The following is a 17,252-nucleotide window of genomic DNA, read 5'->3' on the forward strand; positions in this document are numbered from 1 at the left end:
GCTTCACGGTATCGCTCTTCGTCGCCTCGGTCGCCTTCGAACCGGGTCCTGTGCAGGACGCGGCCAAGATGGGCGCTCTGCTGAGTTTCGCGGCCGCCGGGATCAGCCTGTTGGCCGGCAAGCTGACGAAGGTGCAAAAGCGCGAAGTCTGATATTTTGGCCCTGGTTTTGCGATGACCGGGGTCTCGGACGGCAGGACTCGCACGGGTGACCTTATTATGGACCGATTGGGCAGTTAGAAATTAACCAATAGTTCCCACATCGGGTGCAATGGTCTGTGAAACGATTCGGGGGCCGACAGGTCAAATGATCGAGTTCGAGAACGTATCGAAGTCCTTCTGGACGGGTAAGCAGCGCAAGGTGATCCTTGATCGCGCGTCTTTCCGGATCGAAAAGGGACGCTCGATGGGGATCCTCGCACCCAACGGCACTGGCAAGACGACGATCATCAACATGATGGCCGGTTTGGAAAAACCCGACGAGGGATCGATCCGACGTACTAGTCGCGTTTCCTTCCCGCTGGGGTTCATGGGGGGCGTCATTCCCAAGAACACCGCGACGGAAAACGCGCGATACATCGCCACGCTGTACGGCCTCGACCCCGACTATGTTGAGGCTTTCTGTCGCTATCTTTGCGGGATCGAGGAATATTTCGACATGCCGGTCGGCACCTACAGCTCGGGGATGAAGGCGCGGTTCAGCTTTTCGCTGATGCTGGCGTTGGAATTCGACATATACCTCATCGATGAGGGTATGCCCTCCACCACGGATGCGGAGTTCAACCGCAAGGCGGGCTCTCTGCTGCGCGACCGCTTGCAGGAAGCGACGGTCGTCATCGTCAGCCACCAGCCCCAGATTCTGGAACGCTTCGCCAGTTCGGCGGCCGTCCTGCGCGACGGGCGCATTTATCAGTTCGACACCTTGGAAGAAGCGCGGAGGCTTTACGAATACGATGCCTAAGGCGCTGAAATTCCGCACCCATCCCGACGGTGGCTTTAACCGGCCCGGAGCCGCGGCACCCACATCCGGCCCAAGTGCCGTCGACACGCCGCCCATTGTGGCCGCTGCGAACGATACCGCGCCGATGCCGCAGGGCGACGCTCCGGCCCCGACGGGACGCCAGCTGCGCATGGCGCGGCGCATCGCCCAGAAGCACGGGATCAAGGTGAAGACCGATCTAGAGGCGGTGGAGGCGTTGCGCCAGCGCGGTATCGATCCGTTTGAGCGGTCGAACATGCTGCAACTGGTGCCCGGGCAGATCGGCAAAGACGGCGATCCGCAGGTGCCCGCCGTCAGCCGACAAGCCCCACCGCCCGCGCCGGCCACGCCCGTAACGATCGACGCCGATCACCGCGCGGGCGAGATCATGAAAATTCAGCGCGACATCGCCAAACGCCGGCGGCGCCGCTTGGCTCTGCTGGTCACGCGCCTGTCGTTCTTCGTCGGTCTGCCGACCCTGATCGCCGCGATCTACTACTATGCGATCGCCACGCCGATGTTCGCGACCAAATCCGAATTTATCATCCAGCAGGCGGATGCCGCTTCGGCCGGGGCGACCGGGCTGGGCGGGCTGTTTTCGGGAACGGGGCTGGCGACGCAGCAGGATTCGATCTCGGTGCAATCCTATCTTCTGTCGCGCGACGCGTTGAACCGGCTGGACGACGATCTGGGCTTCACCGGCCATTTCGCCAATCCGACGATCGACCCGCTTCAACGCCTCGACCCCCAGGCATCGCGCGACGACGCGTATAAACTCTACAAGCGGATGGTAGAGATCGGGTACGACCCGACCGAAGGGGTCATCAAGATGGAGGTCGTGGCCGCCGACCCGGCCGTTTCCGCCAGTTTCAGCCAGGCCCTGATCGACTATGCCGAGGAACAAGTGGATCAACTGACCGCACGCCTGCGCGCCGATCAGATGGAGGGCGCGATGGAAAGTTTCGCTGCCGCCGAGCAGCGGATGCTGGAGGCGCAGGCCCGCAGTGTGGACCTCAAGGAGCGTGTTGGCGTCGGATCGGCCATCGCCGAGGAGTCGCTCATCTACAGCCAGATCGGTGCGATCGAGACGGAGAAACGCGCCGAGCAGGCGCGGTTGGAGCAATTGCTATCTAACCCGCGACCGCAACAGACCCGCGTCGAGGTGACCGAGGCGAATATCGCACGGTTGGAAGCGGAGCTCGATGGTCTGCGCGCTAGTCTGACGGGTACCGACTCTGGTGATGGAAATCTTGCCCGCGCCACTGCCGAACTTGAGGTCGCGCAGCAGGAACTCGTCACCCGGCAGCTTTTGTTGCAGCAGGCCGCGCAACAGCTTGAGCTGGCCCGGATCGAGGCGAACCGACAGGTCCGCTATCTTTCCACGCCGGTGCCCCCCATCCCCCCGGATGAGGCGACGTATCCCCGCAGTTTCGAAAATACCGTTCTGGCCTTCCTCATCTTCGCTGGGATCTATCTGATGGTGTCGCTGACGGCGGCCATCCTGAAGGAACAGGTCTCCGGCTAATGGGATCGGCTCGCGGCGATACCGGTCCGACGCGCAGATCCTGCAACGGGGATCTGACCGTGAGCCACTACCCCAACGCGGTCTGATAGTGAGGGCAGGATGAAGCCGATCGCCGACGTCCGCCCGAACACCTGGGCTTTCTTGCGGGACCCGATGATCGCGCCCAGCGGATTTCGCGAATACGACGCGCGCTGGAAATATCCCGAAGACATCAACTTGCCGGGGGTGACCGCACTGGGCTTGGGGCTTGGGACCCAGATGATCCGCCGCGGGGTCGCGCGGCGTATCGTTGTGGGCAATGACTACCGCGACTATTCCGTCGCCATCAAGAATGCCCTGACGCTGGGTCTGGTACAGGCGGGTATTGATGTGCAGGACATCGGGCCGGCCTTGTCGCCCATGGCGTATTTCGCGCAGTTCCATCTCGATGCGCCCGCCGTCGCCATGGTTACCGCCTCCCACAATCCGAACGGCTGGACCGGTGTGAAGGTGGGGTTCGAGCGTCCGTTGACCCACGGCCCCGATGACATGGCAGACCTGCGCGACATCGTTTTGAACGACAAGGGACAAGCCCGTGATGGGGGTAAGTGGGAACGTGTCGACGGCGTAATGGAAGCTTACATTGACGATCTGGTCGGGGATTTCCGTATGACGCGCAAGCTTCGCATCGTCTGCGCGACTGGCAACGGCACCGCAGCCGCCTTTGCGCCAGAGGTTCTGCGCCGCATCGGGGTGGACGTCGTGCCCAGCCATATCGATCTCGATTATACGTTCCCGCACTACAATCCGAACCCCGAGGCAATGGAAATGCTGCATGACATGGCGGCCAGCGTCCGATCATCGGGGGCCGATCTAGCGCTCGGCTTTGATGGCGACGGCGACCGATGCGGCGTCGTGGACGATGAAGGCGAGGAGATTTTCGCTGATATCATGGGCGTCATTCTCGCCCGAGATCTGTCCAAGTCGCATCCGAACGCGACGTTCGTGGCCGACGTGAAGTCGACGGGCCTGTTCGCCTCGGATCCTGTGCTGCGTGCCAATGGGGCCGTCGCAGATTACTGGAAAACGGGTCACAGCCACATGAAGCGACGGGTGCAGGCGATGGGCGCGTTGGCCGGGTTCGAAAAGTCTGGGCATTACATCTTCGCAGGTCCGATCGGGCGCGGCTACGACTGTGGCATGCGGGTTGCGGTCGAAGTCTGCAAGATGATGGACCGCAATCCGGATTTGACGATGGCCGATCTGCGCCGCGCGCTGCCCAAAGTCTGGAACACTCCAACACTTTCCCCGTTCTGCGCAGACGAGGAGAAATACGACACGCTCCGCCGGATCGTTGATCGGATCGTTACGATGAAAGGCAGGAATTGTCTGGGCGGCCAGAGGATCGTGGACGTCATCACCGTCAACGGCGCGCGCGTGGTGCTCGAAAACGGAGGATGGGGTCTTGTCCGCGCGTCTTCCAACACGCCGAACCTGGTCGTGGTCTGCGAAAGTCCCGCATCTGAGGCGGAGCTGCGGGCAATTTTTGCCGATCTGGACGCGATCATCCGGTTGGAGCCCGGCGTCGGGGCCTACGACCAGTCGTTCTGATCGCTGCGGTCCGGGGCTTGAACCTGCGCGCCGCAAAACCCAAGAGTGTTCGGATGATACGCGCAATTCTTCTCCTCCTCGCATTCGCTGTTGGCCCTGCCACCGCGCAAGACGCGGCACAGCCGTCTGGCAGCATCTCGACCACGCAGGACAGCCGCGGCGACGCCGCCATCGAAGACCGTATCGAGGGGATCATCGCCGCGCTCGACGGATATGGCGATGTAACGGTCGATGTCCGCGAAGGTATCGTCACCTTCTCGGGCGACGTGCTGGACCCGGAAAACATACCCCGGCTGGACGAATTGGCCGCCCGCGTCGACGGTGTCGTCGCGATCGAGAACGACGTTAGCGAAAATACGGACGTTGCGCGCCGTCTCGACCCCGTGGCCGACCGGTTCGCGGAGCGGGGGCGACAGTTCCTCAACTACCTGCCGCTGCTGACGATCGCGGTTCTTGTCGGCGTCCTCGTCATGTTTCTCGGCGTGGTCCTGGCACGGTGGGATTGGCCTTGGCGCAAACTGGCTCCAAATGCGTTCATCGGTGATGTCTACCGTATCATCCTGCGACTGGTTTTCGTCTTGGCGGGTATCGTCGTGGCCCTGGACATCTTGAATGCGACGGCGATCCTGACAGGCCTGCTGGGGGCTGCTGGCATCGTCGGTCTGGCTGTCGGTTTCGCCGTGCGCGACACGGTCGAAAATTTCATCGCGTCCGTCATGCTGTCATTGCGCCAACCGTTCCGTCCGAACGATATCGTGGATATCGAAGGGTCCATGGGGTCGGTCATTCGCCTGACCAGTCGCGCGACGATTCTGCTGGACCCGGATGGCAACCATGTGCGCCTGCCCAACAGCTTCGTCTTCAAGGCCAAGATCATCAACTATACCCGCAACGCGGAGCGTCGTTTCGGCTTTACCCTGGGCATCGATCCCAACGACGATCTGGCCCAGGCCAAGCGCATCGGTCTGGATACGCTGGCGTCGCTCGACTTCGTCCTGAGCGATCCGCCGCCGCAGGTCTGGATCGCCGACTCGGGTGACAGCACGGTGTCGATGGAATTCTACGGCTGGCTTAACCAGCGGACGACGAACTACCTGATGGCACGCGGGGAGGCGGTGCGCATGGTGATGGCGGCACTGACCCGCGCGGACATCGGATTGCCCGAGCCAACGTATCGTCTAAACCTTTCCGGCGGGGGGCTTCCGGTGGTCGATCTGCCCGATGCCAAGAACCGCCCCGAAGGACTGGTCGCGACGGAGGCCGAGGCCCAGCCGGAGCCGTCGCCCCTGGATGCGGAGGAGGTTGCCGCGGACCGCACGATCGAGCGGATGGTCGACGACGAGCGGCGCACTGACGGCGACGACGATTTGCTGAGCCACGTGGCCCCGCGGGAATGACCCTTGCGGGGCAGGGCGCGCCGATCCTGCAATCGCGATTGCCGTTCACGCCTTGGGACGATCCGGCCCTGTCGCGAATGCCTGGCATGACGCCGGTCGAAGGGCCGTGGATCGTCGTGGACGATGCCTATGCGCCGCAGATGCGCGAACGTACGCGGTTGCTCGCAACGGCCCGCGATCAGGTAATCGGTGGGGAGGCGGGGACCGACGATCTTCAGATCGAATTGCTTGACCATGTGCTGACAAACTTACCGGCCGGATTCAGGCGGTACCACGACACTGTCATCTGTCCGGATGGGCGCTCTGTGACCACCAAACAAGCGCCCTTTGCGGCGCTGGCCGGGATGGTGCAGGAAGACTTCTTGATCCTGGAGAGGCGCAACGCCGAGCATGTTCTGATCGCGGGACTGCTGTGTTTTCCCGCGTCCTGGACCTTGACAGAGAAGATAGGCCGACCGCTGACGCGGATCCACGCGCCGGTTCCGAACTACAATACGGACATCGGTCGCCGCGTGCAGCGGTTGTTCGACCGGGTGCCCCAGGGCCGTGCGATTTGGCGGGCGAATGCTCTGGGATATGCCGATGCTGACCTGCACCAGCCGCGCATGGAGGCCGCGCCCAAGCGCGAAGTTCCCGCGCGGTATCTGCGGTGCGAACGCCATACGGTGCTGCGCCTGCCGCACAGCGACGCGATCGCCTTTGCCGTGCATACCTATGTCGTCACGCCACAAAGCCTGACAGCCCGGCAATATGCGTCCTGTCCCGTCGTCTTCGCCGATCAGGGCGCGGCGAAGTGTTTGGACAGTTTCAGTCCCTGACCCTGATAATTCGACGCGATACCCTGCCCGTAAAGCCGGGCCGGTACTTGCGACATCCGTTCATAGACCAGCCGTCCGACGACCTGGCCGTCCTCCAACACGAAGGGTGCCTCGTGGCATCGGACCTCCAGCACGCCGCGCGCGGGCGTGCCGTGGCCGAACCCGGGGTCGAAGAACCCGGCATAATGCACTCGAAATTCACCGACCATGGCAAGGTATGGGGCCATTTCGGCGGCATATTCTGGGGGGATCGTCACGGCCTCCCGGCTGACGAGGATGTAGAACGCGCCCGGATCGAGGATGATGCTGCGCCGGCGGGTGCGGATCGCCTCCCAATACTCGGCCGGATCGTAGTGCGCCAAACGATCCAGGTCGATCACGCCGGTGTGCGGCTTGGCACGCCATCCCACCAGGTCACGGTCGCCAGGCGTCAGATCGACGCTGAACCCCAGGCCGTCGTCGATCATCGGGGTGCCGTCGACCAGCGGCATTTCCGCGTGCAATGCGCGCAGGGCCGCGTCGGACAGGACCGCGTCTCCGTTGCGGAAGCGAATCTGGTTGAGACGCATGCCGGGACGGACCAGGACGGAAAAACTGCGCGGACAGATCTCGGCAAAGAGCGGGCCGTCATAGCCGTCGGGGATGCGGTCGAATTCGGTCCCGCCGTCGGTCACCGTGCGGGTCAAAAGGTCGAGCCGCCCTGTCGAGGATTTCGCATTGGCAACAGCAGATAACCCTGCGGGCAACGCGAGACGTTCCTGCAAGGGCACGAGATAGACGCAGCCCTTCTCCAGCACCGCCCCGCCGGCAAGATCGACGCGGTGCATTTCGAATTCGGGCAGCCGATCTTCCAATGTGCGGCCCTTGCCGGGCAGGAACGATGCGCGCACGCGGTAGGCGACATCGCCCAGCCGAAGGTCAAGGCTGGCGGGCTGCACCTGGCCATCGACCAAGGGTGGCGCGACGATGGTGCCGGACGCGATCATGGCATCGATCTGTTGACTGGCAAGAACGCCGGGCGGTGTGATCATGTGGCCCCCAGATAAGCGAAACGCCCCACCCCAAAAGGGGCGGAGCGTTGCGATTTGGTCGGGCTAGCAGGACTCGAACCTGCGACCTTCCGTCCCCCAGACGGACGCGCTACCAGGCTGCGCCATAGCCCGACTTGAGCGCCTTCATACGGTTTCTGAACACGGGTGCAAGCCGAAAGCGGCGACGGCGTCATCCCTGCGAACCACCCTCGGCCAGCTCGTCCTCGACCTCCGCGATCAGGTCGCGCAACTTGCGCACGATGCGGCGCAGGCGGCGCTTCTGCGCGGCATCCAACACCGGCAGCGCCGAAACGGCGGGGGCAGGGACGTCCGCAGCTTCCACGCCCCGCTCGTTCGTGGGCACGGGCGTCGGGTCCGATCCCGGTGCGGCGGGTGCTTCGATCTGCGGCTCTGGCTGGGGCGGCGGGGCCGGCGACATGGTCCGGTCGTCGTCCACCGGCTGCGGCGGCATGCGCACATCGGTGGGCTGGGGCGGGTCGGCATCCGCGCCGGGCGCATCCGGCTGTGCCGGTGTCTTGGGCGGTGCCGGTTTCACGGCTGTCGGTGACTGCTTCACGGGCGTTTCGGGACGATTCGGGGCATCCGCTGCGGGATCGGCCGCGCGGTCGAACGACACGACCTGACCCTTTTCCTCCTCGTCGCCAGGACGGATCACCCGCCGGGTCTTTTGCGGTGGCGACTCTGCGACGTCGAGATCAGGGGACAATGCCATGACGGCATCAATTCCGTCGTCGTCGATCTTCTGTCCCACGCCCCGTACGGTCAGCCCCTGATCGTGAAGCATCACCTTGATCCCCCCCAGCAGCTTCATGTCGTCGGGGCGGTAGTAGCGTCGTCCACCCGCGCCTTTGACGGGCGCAATCTGATCGAATTTCGATTCCCAGAAGCGCAGGACATGCGTCGGCACAGCCAACCAGTCCGCAACCTCGCGAATGGTGCGGAACGCTCCGTCGGATTTTTCCGTACCTGGCAAAGATCAGCCTTTCTTGGCGGCGTTTCCAGCCGCGACGCGATCCTTCATCAGGTGCGACGGGCGAAACGTCAGGACGCGGCGCGGCGGGATTGGCGCTTCTTCCCCGGTCTTGGGGTTGCGGCCGATGCGCGCCGACTTGTCACGTGTCGAAAAGGTGCCGAAGCCCGAGACCTTTACCTGCTCCCCCTCGACCAAGGAGTCGGAGACGTGCTGCAGAACCTGGCCGACCAGAGTGGCACTTTCGTTTCTGCTGAGGCCCACATTGCGGAACACCGCCTCGCTCAGATCCATGCGTGTCAGCGTCTTGTCGGTCATAATGAACTCGTTTCGATAAGGTCGTTTACATGCAGGGTGCCAAAGGTTTGGGGGACAGAGGAAAACAAGTCAATGACAGGTACTTGCACTGCGAAGTTCATGCGGTTGCCCGCCGATCTGCAGGCGTCGGAAAGGTCCTTTTGGGTCCGTAACTTACGGCCCGTCCTTCACCAACGCAGAAGCACTGCACCCCAGGATAGCCCGCCGCCAATCGCCTCGGTCACGACCAGTTCGCCGTCGTGCAGGCGATCGGTGCGACGCGCGACCGACATGGCGAGGGGAATCGATGCGGCAGACGTGTTGCCGTGATCCTGCACGGTGACGACGACCTTTTCCATCGGCAGGGACAGCTTGCGGGCCGTGCCCGTGATGATCCGAACATTCGCCTGATGAGGTATGACACGGTCGATATCGTCGGCCGTCACGCCGGCCTTAGCCATGACGTCGACGGTCGATTTGGCCAGTTTTTCCACCGCATGACGGAACACTTCCTTGCCCGCCATCATCAGGTGGCCCGTGGTCTGCGACGACGATACGCCGCCCGACACCTGCAGGATATCGCGGAAGCGCCCGTCGGAGTGCAGATCGGTCGCCAGGATGCCGCGGTCGGCGTTCGTCCCGTCGCCTTCCGCCGCCTCCAGCACCAGGGCCCCGGCACCGTCGCCGAACAGAACGCAGGTGCCGCGGTCATCCCAGTTCATGATCCGGCTGAAGGTTTCCGCCCCGATGACCAGAACGCGCTTCGCCTGACCAGACAGGATCAGCGCATTCGCGTTTGCCAGCGCATAGATGAAGCCCGCGCAGACGGCCTGCACGTCGAAAGCGAACCCCCGTGTCATGCCAAGGCCCGCCTGAACAATGGTCGCCGTGGCCGGAAATGTCAGGTCAGGTGTGGACGTGGCCAGCACGATCGCGTCGATGTCGTCGGCGGCCATGCCTGCGTCGTCGAGCGCGGCGCGCGCCGCATGGATGGCCAGGTCGGAGGTCGTCTGGCCGGGGGCTGCGAAGTGGCGTCGCTCGATCCCGGAGCGAGACCTGATCCATTCGTCGGATGTATCGAGGAAAGTGGTGAACCAATCGTTGTCGACCACACGTTCGGGCAGGTAGTGCCCGATGCCGCGGACCTGCGCCCGGATCATTCGGCCTTCTCCAGACTGGCGGTGGCTGCAGCGACGCGGGCACGAAGCCGGTCGCTGAAGCCCGATTCCGAAAGGCTCCACGCCAATTGGACGGCGGCGGCGACGCCCATTTCGTCCGCCGACCCGTGGGATTTGACCACCGTGCCGTTCAGGCCGAGGAACACCCCGCCGTTGACCCGGCGTGGATCGATACGCTTGGATAGACGCTTGAGCGAATTCATCGCCAGCAGGGCGGCGATCTTGGACAGAGGCGTGGCGCGGAACGCTTCGCCCAGCATGTCGCGAACGAACCGCGCGGTGCCTTCGCCGGTCTTCAGGGCCACGTTGCCGGTAAACCCGTCGGTGACGATGACGTCCACGCGGTCGCCGGGAATGTCGCCGCCTTCGACGAAACCCACGAAATCGAACCCGTTGTCGGCGGCGACCGTCTCGATCTTGTCATGGGCCTCCTTCAACTCGGTCCGACCCTTGTTCTCCTCGGTGCCGACGTTGAGCAAACCGACGCGCGGTCGATCCAGACCAAGGCCGTTGCGGGCGTAAGAGGTGCCCATGAGGGCGTATTGCACCAGATCATCGGCATCAGCGCGGATGTCTGCGCCGACATCCAGCATCACGTTGAAGCCGGACGGGTTCCGCGACGGCCATAAAATCGCGATGGCGGGGCGGTTCACGCCCGGCAGCTTGCGCAGGCGGATCATGCTGACAGCCATCAGCGCGCCGGTGTTGCCGCAACTGACACACACCGTAGCCTCACCCGATTTCACGGCTTCCACGGCGGACCACATGGAGGTGTCCTTGCCGGTCCGGAGAACCTGGCTTGGCTTATCGGTCATCGCCACGACATCCGCCGCATGGCGTACCGTACAATGGTCCGAAAGGCCCCGTCGCTTGGCGATCAGCGCGTCGAGGACCGGCTTGTCGCCGTGGACGATGAACCTGATTGCGGGAATGGATTTGACGGCACGGGCAAGTCCGGCGACCACGGCTTCTGGGCCAAGGTCACCGCCCATCGCGTCAATGGAGAGGACGCCTGCAGCGTCTTTGGACGGAACGGGGGCCGAGTCGGTCTTGTCCGACATGAAGGGCCCCCTTCCTTCGCGCGATCATCGCCAATCAGGCGACGTCGTCATCCAGATCGACGACTTCTGCGGCGACGACTTCGCGATCCGCATAGTGGCCACAGGCCCCACAGACGTGGTGCGGGCGCTTCAACTCGCCGCAATTCGGGCATTCCGCCGGATTGCCGGGCACGAGAAAATCGTGCGAGCGGCGATTGTTACGGCGCGACTTGGTGATCTTGTTCTGGGGAACGGCCATGGCTCAACCTCGGTCTTTCTCGGATGGGCGACATGCGCCCTCGGTCCTGCGTGAATCTCGTGTGCGGTCCCTAGTGGCAATCGCCTTTCGGGTCCAGCGGTTTCCCCACCGTTTCCGGGCAGGAGCGGGCGTCATACCGCGATTCCCTCCGGATGCAAGGGAAATGCAAACAGCCACATGCCCGGTCGGGTCAGTCGTCGCCATCCATCTTCGCGCGCAGGGCCGCCAGACCGGCGAAGGGCTTTATGGCTTCGTCCGTCAGCGGCTGGGCCCCTTCGGGCGCGGCGGTCATGTTCAGGTCGTCCGCGGCCTTGCTGCGCGGAAACTCCGGAATGGCGAGCGCCAGCGCTTCTTCCAGCACCTCGCCGAGATCGAGGACCGAGGGCAGTGGCTCCAGCGTGTCGTCATCCATCTCCACCTCCTCGCCTTCGGGGGTCTGAAGGTCGGGGGTATAATGGCGGGCGACCGCATCTTCGATCCGTGTAGTGACGGGATCGGTCGTCACGCGGCAAGGCTGCACCACCGTCGCACCCAATTTGCCCGACAGGGTCCAGTCACGGCCCGGACCGGGCGTCAGTTCCAGATCCAGCCGCACCTTGCGGAACGCATCGACGCCCAGACGGTCGGCCAGATCTTCGAGCGCGCCGGCATCGGGCACCAGGCGAACGACGGTCGGCTTGCGCTGCGGCAGATCGGCGAAGCGCACGGGATGGGACAGGATGGGTTTCATGGGCGGGACCACCGTCTTCGGAGCAGGGAGCCCACCCTTGATGCACCGGGCGGGGACGGGTAAGCCATAATCCGAACGCAAGGTCCGGGCAACGGGGCCGCGACGCTAGATTGGCGGAGGGAGCAGAGGATGTCGGGACTCGGTAAGGGGCTTGTGTCGCTCCTGTTCGTCGTGGGGCTGTCTGCCTGCGCAGCCACCTATCGCAATCACGGCTATGTCCCCGATGCGCTTGCGCTGCAGGACGTGGTCGTCGGCGTTGACACCCGCGATACCGTGGCGACAAGCATCGGTCGCCCCGCCACGAACGGGGTCGAGCGTGACGACGCATGGTATTATGTCCAGAGCCGGGTCCGCCACTATGCCTACCGCGCGCCCGAATTCGAGAAGCGGGAGCTTGTCGCCGTCAGCTTTGCAGACAATGGCACGGTGACGAACGTCGAACGCTTCGGGCTGGAACGGGGGCGCGTGGTCACCCTGTCTCGTCGCGTGACCGAAACGTCGATCCGGGATTACGGGCTGGTCCAGCAGATCATTCGCAACTTCGGTCGTATCGATGTGGGCGAAACGCTCGCCGATGGATGATGCGCCGTATCTTCTGCGCGCCGCCGACATCGCGGCGATGGAAGGTTTGGCTAAGATACATTTCCTGAACCCGCGGGCCCGGCGCGAAAACCGATCGCTGGGCGACGCCACTGACCTGAGCGGTCTTGGGGTCCACCTGATCGACGTAGCACCAGGCGATTTGTCGACCGAACACCATGTGCATCACTTCGAAGACGAAGCCGTCTACGTGCTGGATGGGCAGGGCACCGCGCATATTGGCGACGCGTCAGAGGCGATCGGGCCGGGCGACTTCCTGGGATACCGTGCGGGCGGCGCGGCCCATTCGATCGAAAACACCGGCGAAGGCCCCCTGCGCCTTCTGGTTATCGGTCAGCGTCTGGCGCACGACGTGGGCGACTATCCCAGGCTGGGCAAGCGCCTCTATCGCAACGCCGGCCAGCCGTGGGATCTGGTGGACCATGCCGACATTGCGGGCACGGGCGGGGCCGGTCGAAAGACCTAGTCCTCGCTCTCGAACTCCAGCGCGACGCCGTTGATGCAGTACCGCAGGCCCGTCGGCTGCGGCCCGTCCGGAAAAACGTGGCCCAGATGGCCGTCGCACCGGGCGCAATGCACTTCCGTCCGCTTCATGAACCAGCTGTTGTCGACGCTCTCCTCTACCGTGTCCGATTGCACGCCATCGACCGGCTGCCAGAACGACGGCCATCCCGTCCCGCTTTCGAACTTATGGGCCTGATCGAACAGCGGCGCGCCGCACCCCTTGCAGCGGTAGGTGCCGGCGTCCTTGGGGAAATCCTCGTGCGTGCCGGCGCGTTCCGTTCCATGGCCGCGCAACACCTTGAAGGCCTCGGGGCCAAGTTGCTCGCGCCATTCGGCGTCCGATTTTATGACCTTGTCCATGAACATCCCTTTGCGTGGACACCGCGAAACGGCGGTGCGACACTTCATCTAGGCCCGCGATCCCCGCGCGCCAAGGGCGGCGGAGGGCAGATGGAGTTCACGGTCGGACGCTGGCGCGCGCGGCTTGTCTCCCGGGCGGCTGCGGATGCAGCAATGAAGCTGAGGTCGCGTGTCTTTCGAAACGGGGCCGACGATGCGGATGCCTTCGATCAGGACGCACATCATTTGCTGATCGAAGATGAAAACAGCGTCGTCGCATGCGCGCGTCTGACCGTGCAGCAGAGCGATGACATCGCTCATGGATACACCGCCCGCCACTACGATCTTGCTGCTTTCGCAGCTAGTTTTCCCCGGGCGCTGGAAGTGGGGCGCGTGTGCATCGACCCTGCGTGCGGCAACGCGGATGTACCCCGCCTGCTTTTGGCCGTGACGGCGCGTGTCGTGACGGCCGAAAACGTCTCTGTCCTCTATGGCTGTTCGTCTTTTCCGCGCGCAGGCACGGGCATGGCGCGTCTGGCCGGCCATATCGCTCCGGCGCTTTGGAGACCGCGGCCGCGAACGGCAACAGTCCCGCTGCGTCAGGTTCCGGGCCCGCTTCCGCCGCTGCTGCGATCCTTCCTGGCGCTTGGGGCGGGGGTGTCGGACCATGCGGTCGTCGATACTGATCTGGGCACGCTCCACGTCTTCACGGCGCTTCCCATCGCAGCAATCCGGCCGGGGCGCGCACGTCTGCTGACGGGACTTCTCGACGCGGCGTGATTGACGATGGCGGCGTCGCCCCCTAACTGCGCGGCATGGCACGCGCACCCCTTCTTCAGCTTTCCGACATCTCTCTCACCTTCGGGGGCGATCCCGTCTTCTCCGACCTGGGTCTCGTGGTTCAGGAGGGTGATCGCATCGCCCTCGTGGGTCGCAACGGATCGGGCAAATCGACCCTAATGAAAGTCATGGCCGGACTGGTCGAGGCCGACAGCGGATCGCGCGTTCTGTCGCCGGGTACATCCGTCGGCTACATGGAGCAGGAGCCGGACATTTCCGGGTTTGCGACCTTGGGTGACTACGCGATCTCGGGGATGGACGCCTCGGAATCATGGCGGGTCGAGGCCGTAGCCGAAGGCTTGAAGCTGCGCCTTGACGCATCGCCCGACGCCGCATCGGGCGGAGAACGCCGCCGCGCGGCCTTGGCCAAGCTGCTGGCGGAAGCGCCCGAATTGATGTTGCTGGACGAGCCGACGAACCATCTGGACATCGAGGCTATCGCCTGGCTGGAGGCGGAGTTGAAGTCCACGCGCACCGCTTACGTGCTCATCTCCCACGACCGCGCGTTCCTGCGTGCCCTGACCCGCGCGACGCTCTGGATCGACCGGGGCATGTCACGCCGCGCGGAGCAGGGATTCGAGCATTTTGAGGTCTGGCGCGACAAGGTCTGGGAAGAAGAAGACCAGCAGCGCCATAAGCTTGACCGCAAGATCAAGGCCGAAGCCCGCTGGGCCGTCGAAGGCATTTCCGCCCGGCGCAAGCGCAACCAGGGCCGCGTGCGCGCTTTGGGTGAATTGCGCGCCGAGCGCTCTGCTCAGATCCGCCGTGCCGGCACGGCCGCGCTGGAACTGGATGCGGGGCAATCATCCGGCAAGAAGGTGATCGAGGCCACGGGAATCGCCAAGGCGTTCGGGGATCGCGTCATCCTGAAACCCTTCGACTTGCGGGTGTTGCGCGGCGACCGTGTCGCCTTTGTCGGGCCGAACGGCGTGGGCAAGACGACCGTTCTCAAGATGCTGCTGGGGGAGATCGAACCGGACGAGGGGACAGTCAAGCTGGGCACTAATCTGGAGGTCGCGGTCTTCGATCAGGCGCGGGCGAAACTGGACCCCGAAGCGACGCTCTGGGACAGTCTGACGCTCGATCCGCTGCTGGGCGTTTCGGGGGCATCCGATCAGGTCATGGTGCGCGGAACGCCCAAGCACGTGGCCGGATACCTCAAGGATTTTCTGTTCGATGACAAACAGTTCAAGGCCCCGGTGAAATCGCTGTCCGGTGGTGAGAAGGCGCGCCTTCTGTTGGCGCGGATCATGGCGCTGCCGTCGAACCTGCTGGTGCTGGACGAACCGACGAACGATCTGGACATCGAAACCCTCGATTTGCTTCAGGACGTTCTGGGGGATTACGACGGCACGGTCTTGCTTGTGTCGCACGACCGGGACTTCCTGGACCGGATCGCCACGCAGACGATCGCGATGGACGGCGGGGGACGGGCGCAGGCCTATCCCGGCGGGTGGTCGGATATGATCGATCAGCGGGGGGTGATCGAGAATGTGACCGTCAAGACGAAGGCCAAGGGCGGCACGGCGAAGGTGTTGGATGCAACGGACGCCAAGCCCGCGGGCGATGTGCTGTCGTTCACCGAGCGGCACCGGCTGGAGGCGCTGCCCGAGGAAATCGCGCGGTTGGAGGCGGAGATTTCGAAGCTCGAACAGCTGCTTATGGACCCCGATCTTTTCACGCAGGAGCCGGTGAAGTTTCAGAAGGCGACCGATGCCCTGCTGGCGCGGCACGCCAAGAAGGATGCCGCCGAAGAAGAATGGCTGAGCTTGGAGGAGCGGGCGGCGGGCTGAAATTCCATGGGTGACCAACGGGTGATCCATGGGTGATCTACGTCGGACGTCGGTCGGATTTCAGCTGCAGATGCCCGGCAGATCCTCGGTATAGGGCACCCAGACATCGCGGGCGAAATCCTGCGGCTCGGCCACCGGCATCACCTGCCGCAGCATCGACTTGAGCCTGTCGGTGCGCCCGCCATCTGGGTCGAGCGTGGCGCAGCACAGATATTCCTCCACCAGCGTCGCCTGCACCTCGTAGCCCTGGTCTAGAAAGGGCTTCACCGTGTCCGCATCGAACAGGTACGGGTCGTCGAGGACGACCTGCTCGGTGAACGCCTTGGCGGGGTGGTAGCCCGTGACGGCGCGGTTCTGCCACTGCCAGACATGGGTCAGCTCATGGACGAGGAACATCGCCGCCGGCAGGTCGAGCCGCCCATCGGGCAGGGGCGCGGCGTAATCGGGCAGATGGACCGGCGTGCTGAGGAACAACCGATTGAACAGCGCGATCCCGGCCGTCGGCACGGTAATCCGCCCGGTCAGCGGCGGGCCGATCCGTTCGCGACAGGTGGTGCGGGGACGGGCGTCGTAGGTGATGGGAAAGGCCCCGACGATGGGGGCCTTGGTCAGGCGCACCGCTGCGGTGTTCAGGGTGGGGCCGTGGAGCGGGGCCACCAGCGCCGTTTCCGCAGGGGTGAGCGGGCGGGTGCAGGCGGTGAGGAGGAAGACGAGGAAAAGGGCGCGCATCGTCAGAGCTTAGGCGGGCCTGTCGTCATGGGAAAGCAGATGCCGACGGCAGGACCAGCTTTTGTGTTCAGAAATAATTGAACCCTTTCGCTGGCTGCGTCGACCAACCGTTGAAGACCGCAACAAAGGAGATCTTCCATGTCCACCACAACACGCCGCCAGTTCCTGCAGACCAGCCTGATCGGGGGGGCCGCGGCCCTTGCCGCCACGACGGTGGGGCGGATCGCGCAGGCCGATGGTCACGCGCAGGCGCACACCGTGACGATCAAGGGCTTCACCTTTCAGCCCGCGCAGCTGACGATCAATGCGGGCGACACGGTCACTTTCGTGAATGGGGACGGCGCGCCACACACAGCCACGGCCACCAACCGCAGCTTCGACACTGGACGTCTGGGGCGCGGCGCCTCCGCTACGCTGCAATTCGGAGCGGCGGGGCGGTACGATTACTTCTGCGAAATTCATCCGCGCATGAAGGGCGTACTGACCGTCGTATGAGGCTGGGCCTTTAGCGATTCAATTGTCGGTAAGAGTATTTTGGGGACCGGTTCCGGGTGGGATCGGTCCCTTTTTTTCGTGGGGGGTTAGGTTTTGTGGGGGCGGGTGTTCGAGGGGG

Annotated in this window: 19 protein-coding genes and 1 tRNA gene; 10 read left to right on the forward strand and 10 right to left on the reverse strand. The window is 64.0% G+C overall.

Annotation, left to right across the window (positions count from 1 at the left end; translation table 11 throughout):
- Window positions 1-306: 306 nt before the first annotated feature.
- The 5 genes from JDO7802_RS11445 to JDO7802_RS11465 all read left to right on the forward strand — a co-directional run bounded on the left by JDO7802_RS11445 (window position 307) and on the right by JDO7802_RS11465 (window position 6,308).
- On the forward strand, window positions 307-960 hold the full coding sequence (locus tag JDO7802_RS11445; RefSeq protein WP_055085682.1) for an ABC transporter ATP-binding protein: 654 nt from the start codon (window positions 307-309) through the stop codon (window positions 958-960).
- Window positions 953-2,503 carry a KpsE/RkpR family capsule polysaccharide export protein gene (locus JDO7802_RS11450; RefSeq protein ID WP_055085684.1) on the forward strand — a complete coding sequence of 517 codons (1,551 nt, stop codon included), beginning with the start codon at window positions 953-955 and terminating at the stop codon, window positions 2,501-2,503. Before JDO7802_RS11445 ends, JDO7802_RS11450 begins: the two co-directional genes overlap by 8 nt.
- A 99-nt stretch (window positions 2,504-2,602) precedes the next feature.
- The gene (locus JDO7802_RS11455; RefSeq protein WP_055085686.1) at window positions 2,603-4,093 is read left to right on the forward strand and encodes a phosphomannomutase/phosphoglucomutase; all 1,491 of its coding nucleotides are present in this window, start codon (window positions 2,603-2,605) and stop codon (window positions 4,091-4,093) included.
- Window positions 4,094-4,146: 53 nt separating this feature from the next.
- Window positions 4,147-5,490, forward strand: coding sequence for a mechanosensitive ion channel family protein (locus tag JDO7802_RS11460; RefSeq protein WP_055085688.1), 1,344 nt, complete (start codon window positions 4,147-4,149; stop codon window positions 5,488-5,490).
- The gene (locus JDO7802_RS11465; RefSeq protein ID WP_083481133.1) at window positions 5,487-6,308 is read left to right on the forward strand and encodes a heme-dependent oxidative N-demethylase family protein; all 822 of its coding nucleotides are present in this window, start codon (window positions 5,487-5,489) and stop codon (window positions 6,306-6,308) included. Before JDO7802_RS11460 ends, JDO7802_RS11465 begins: the two co-directional genes overlap by 4 nt.
- Here the strand turns inward: JDO7802_RS11465 and JDO7802_RS11470 are convergent.
- The 8 genes from JDO7802_RS11470 to JDO7802_RS11505 all read right to left on the reverse strand — a co-directional run bounded on the left by JDO7802_RS11470 (window position 6,269) and on the right by JDO7802_RS11505 (window position 11,834).
- A complete protein-coding gene (locus JDO7802_RS11470; RefSeq protein WP_055085690.1) occupies window positions 6,269-7,339 on the reverse strand; it encodes a 2'-deoxycytidine 5'-triphosphate deaminase in 1,071 nt (356 codons plus the stop codon). The genes JDO7802_RS11465 and JDO7802_RS11470 overlap by 40 nt on opposite strands.
- A gap of 55 nt (window positions 7,340-7,394) precedes the next feature.
- Window positions 7,395-7,471, reverse strand: a tRNA-Pro gene (locus JDO7802_RS11475).
- A 58-nt stretch (window positions 7,472-7,529) separates the two neighbouring features.
- Window positions 7,530-8,333, reverse strand: coding sequence for a MerR family transcriptional regulator (locus JDO7802_RS11480; protein ID WP_055085692.1), 804 nt, complete (start codon window positions 8,331-8,333; stop codon window positions 7,530-7,532).
- A 3-nt stretch (window positions 8,334-8,336) separates the two neighbouring features.
- Entirely contained in the window at window positions 8,337-8,648 is a 312-nt protein-coding gene (ihfA, locus tag JDO7802_RS11485; RefSeq protein WP_055085694.1) for an integration host factor subunit alpha, read from the reverse strand.
- 167 nt (window positions 8,649-8,815) lie between these two features.
- Window positions 8,816-9,787, reverse strand: coding sequence for a beta-ketoacyl-ACP synthase III (locus tag JDO7802_RS11490; RefSeq protein WP_055085696.1), 972 nt, complete (start codon window positions 9,785-9,787; stop codon window positions 8,816-8,818).
- Window positions 9,784-10,866, reverse strand: a complete 1,083-nt coding sequence (gene plsX / locus JDO7802_RS11495) for a phosphate acyltransferase PlsX (protein WP_055085698.1) — start codon at window positions 10,864-10,866, stop codon at window positions 9,784-9,786. The genes JDO7802_RS11490 and plsX overlap by 4 nt, the downstream gene beginning before the upstream one ends.
- 34 nt (window positions 10,867-10,900) lie before the next feature.
- Window positions 10,901-11,104: a 50S ribosomal protein L32 gene (gene rpmF / locus JDO7802_RS11500; RefSeq protein WP_055085700.1), complete on the reverse strand. Its 204-nt coding sequence runs from the start codon at window positions 11,102-11,104 to the stop codon at window positions 10,901-10,903.
- Between the two features lie 190 nt (window positions 11,105-11,294).
- Complete coding sequence (locus JDO7802_RS11505; protein ID WP_055085702.1) at window positions 11,295-11,834, reverse strand: YceD family protein; 540 nt, start codon at window positions 11,832-11,834, stop codon at window positions 11,295-11,297.
- Window positions 11,835-11,963: 129 nt separating this feature from the next.
- Between JDO7802_RS11505 and JDO7802_RS11510 the strand changes: the two genes are divergently transcribed.
- The gene (locus JDO7802_RS11510; protein WP_055085704.1) at window positions 11,964-12,416 is read left to right on the forward strand and encodes an outer membrane protein assembly factor BamE; all 453 of its coding nucleotides are present in this window, start codon (window positions 11,964-11,966) and stop codon (window positions 12,414-12,416) included.
- Complete coding sequence (locus tag JDO7802_RS11515; RefSeq protein WP_245624177.1) at window positions 12,388-12,900, forward strand: cupin domain-containing protein; 513 nt, start codon at window positions 12,388-12,390, stop codon at window positions 12,898-12,900. The genes JDO7802_RS11510 and JDO7802_RS11515 overlap by 29 nt, the downstream gene beginning before the upstream one ends.
- Here the strand turns inward: JDO7802_RS11515 and msrB are convergent.
- Window positions 12,897-13,298 (reverse strand): peptide-methionine (R)-S-oxide reductase MsrB, encoded by a 402-nt coding sequence (gene msrB, locus JDO7802_RS11520; RefSeq protein ID WP_055085708.1) that lies wholly within the window; start codon window positions 13,296-13,298, stop codon window positions 12,897-12,899. The two genes, JDO7802_RS11515 and msrB, sit on opposite strands and share 4 nt — an antisense overlap.
- A 90-nt stretch (window positions 13,299-13,388) precedes the next feature.
- On the opposite strand from msrB, the gene JDO7802_RS11525 reads away from it, so the two are divergent.
- Both JDO7802_RS11525 and JDO7802_RS11530 read left to right on the forward strand, forming a co-directional pair.
- A complete protein-coding gene (locus tag JDO7802_RS11525) occupies window positions 13,389-14,057 on the forward strand; it encodes a GNAT family N-acyltransferase (RefSeq protein ID WP_055085710.1) in 669 nt (222 codons plus the stop codon).
- A gap of 35 nt (window positions 14,058-14,092) precedes the next feature.
- Window positions 14,093-15,910 carry an ABC-F family ATP-binding cassette domain-containing protein gene (locus JDO7802_RS11530; protein ID WP_055085712.1) on the forward strand — a complete coding sequence of 606 codons (1,818 nt, stop codon included), beginning with the start codon at window positions 14,093-14,095 and terminating at the stop codon, window positions 15,908-15,910.
- Window positions 15,911-15,970: 60 nt separating this feature from the next.
- Here JDO7802_RS11530 and JDO7802_RS11535 read toward each other — a convergent pair whose 3' ends face one another.
- The gene (locus JDO7802_RS11535; RefSeq protein ID WP_055085714.1) at window positions 15,971-16,639 is read right to left on the reverse strand and encodes a hypothetical protein; all 669 of its coding nucleotides are present in this window, start codon (window positions 16,637-16,639) and stop codon (window positions 15,971-15,973) included.
- Between the two features lie 138 nt (window positions 16,640-16,777).
- Between JDO7802_RS11535 and JDO7802_RS11540 the strand changes: the two genes are divergently transcribed.
- Window positions 16,778-17,134 carry a cupredoxin domain-containing protein gene (locus JDO7802_RS11540; RefSeq protein ID WP_083481134.1) on the forward strand — a complete coding sequence of 119 codons (357 nt, stop codon included), beginning with the start codon at window positions 16,778-16,780 and terminating at the stop codon, window positions 17,132-17,134.
- Window positions 17,135-17,252: the final 118 nt, after the last annotated feature.

Origin of the sequence: Jannaschia donghaensis (assembly GCF_001403795.1) — a bacterium.
GTDB classification, from domain to species: domain Bacteria; phylum Pseudomonadota; class Alphaproteobacteria; order Rhodobacterales; family Rhodobacteraceae; genus Jannaschia; species Jannaschia donghaensis.

Coding starts and splice junctions, on each gene's coding strand:
- JDO7802_RS11450 (WP_055085684.1), top strand. CDS start 953: ATGCCTAAGGCGCTGAAATTCCGCACCCATCCCGACGGTGGCTTTAAC.
- plsX (WP_055085698.1), bottom strand. CDS start 10,866: ATGTCGGACAAGACCGACTCGGCCCCCGTTCCGTCCAAAGACGCTGCA.
- JDO7802_RS11455 (WP_055085686.1), top strand. CDS start 2,603: ATGAAGCCGATCGCCGACGTCCGCCCGAACACCTGGGCTTTCTTGCGG.
- JDO7802_RS11515 (WP_245624177.1), top strand. CDS start 12,388: ATGTGGGCGAAACGCTCGCCGATGGATGATGCGCCGTATCTTCTGCGC.
- JDO7802_RS11525 (WP_055085710.1), top strand. CDS start 13,389: ATGGAGTTCACGGTCGGACGCTGGCGCGCGCGGCTTGTCTCCCGGGCG.
- JDO7802_RS11460 (WP_055085688.1), top strand. CDS start 4,147: ATGATACGCGCAATTCTTCTCCTCCTCGCATTCGCTGTTGGCCCTGCC.
- JDO7802_RS11510 (WP_055085704.1), top strand. CDS start 11,964: ATGTCGGGACTCGGTAAGGGGCTTGTGTCGCTCCTGTTCGTCGTGGGG.
- JDO7802_RS11465 (WP_083481133.1), top strand. CDS start 5,487: ATGACCCTTGCGGGGCAGGGCGCGCCGATCCTGCAATCGCGATTGCCG.
- JDO7802_RS11540 (WP_083481134.1), top strand. CDS start 16,778: ATGTCCACCACAACACGCCGCCAGTTCCTGCAGACCAGCCTGATCGGG.
- JDO7802_RS11530 (WP_055085712.1), top strand. CDS start 14,093: ATGGCACGCGCACCCCTTCTTCAGCTTTCCGACATCTCTCTCACCTTC.
- JDO7802_RS11535 (WP_055085714.1), bottom strand. CDS start 16,639: ATGCGCGCCCTTTTCCTCGTCTTCCTCCTCACCGCCTGCACCCGCCCG.
- JDO7802_RS11505 (WP_055085702.1), bottom strand. CDS start 11,834: ATGAAACCCATCCTGTCCCATCCCGTGCGCTTCGCCGATCTGCCGCAG.
- JDO7802_RS11490 (WP_055085696.1), bottom strand. CDS start 9,787: ATGATCCGGGCGCAGGTCCGCGGCATCGGGCACTACCTGCCCGAACGT.
- JDO7802_RS11470 (WP_055085690.1), bottom strand. CDS start 7,339: ATGATCACACCGCCCGGCGTTCTTGCCAGTCAACAGATCGATGCCATG.
- JDO7802_RS11445 (WP_055085682.1), top strand. CDS start 307: ATGATCGAGTTCGAGAACGTATCGAAGTCCTTCTGGACGGGTAAGCAG.
- ihfA (WP_055085694.1), bottom strand. CDS start 8,648: ATGACCGACAAGACGCTGACACGCATGGATCTGAGCGAGGCGGTGTTC.
- msrB (WP_055085708.1), bottom strand. CDS start 13,298: ATGGACAAGGTCATAAAATCGGACGCCGAATGGCGCGAGCAACTTGGC.
- rpmF (WP_055085700.1), bottom strand. CDS start 11,104: ATGGCCGTTCCCCAGAACAAGATCACCAAGTCGCGCCGTAACAATCGC.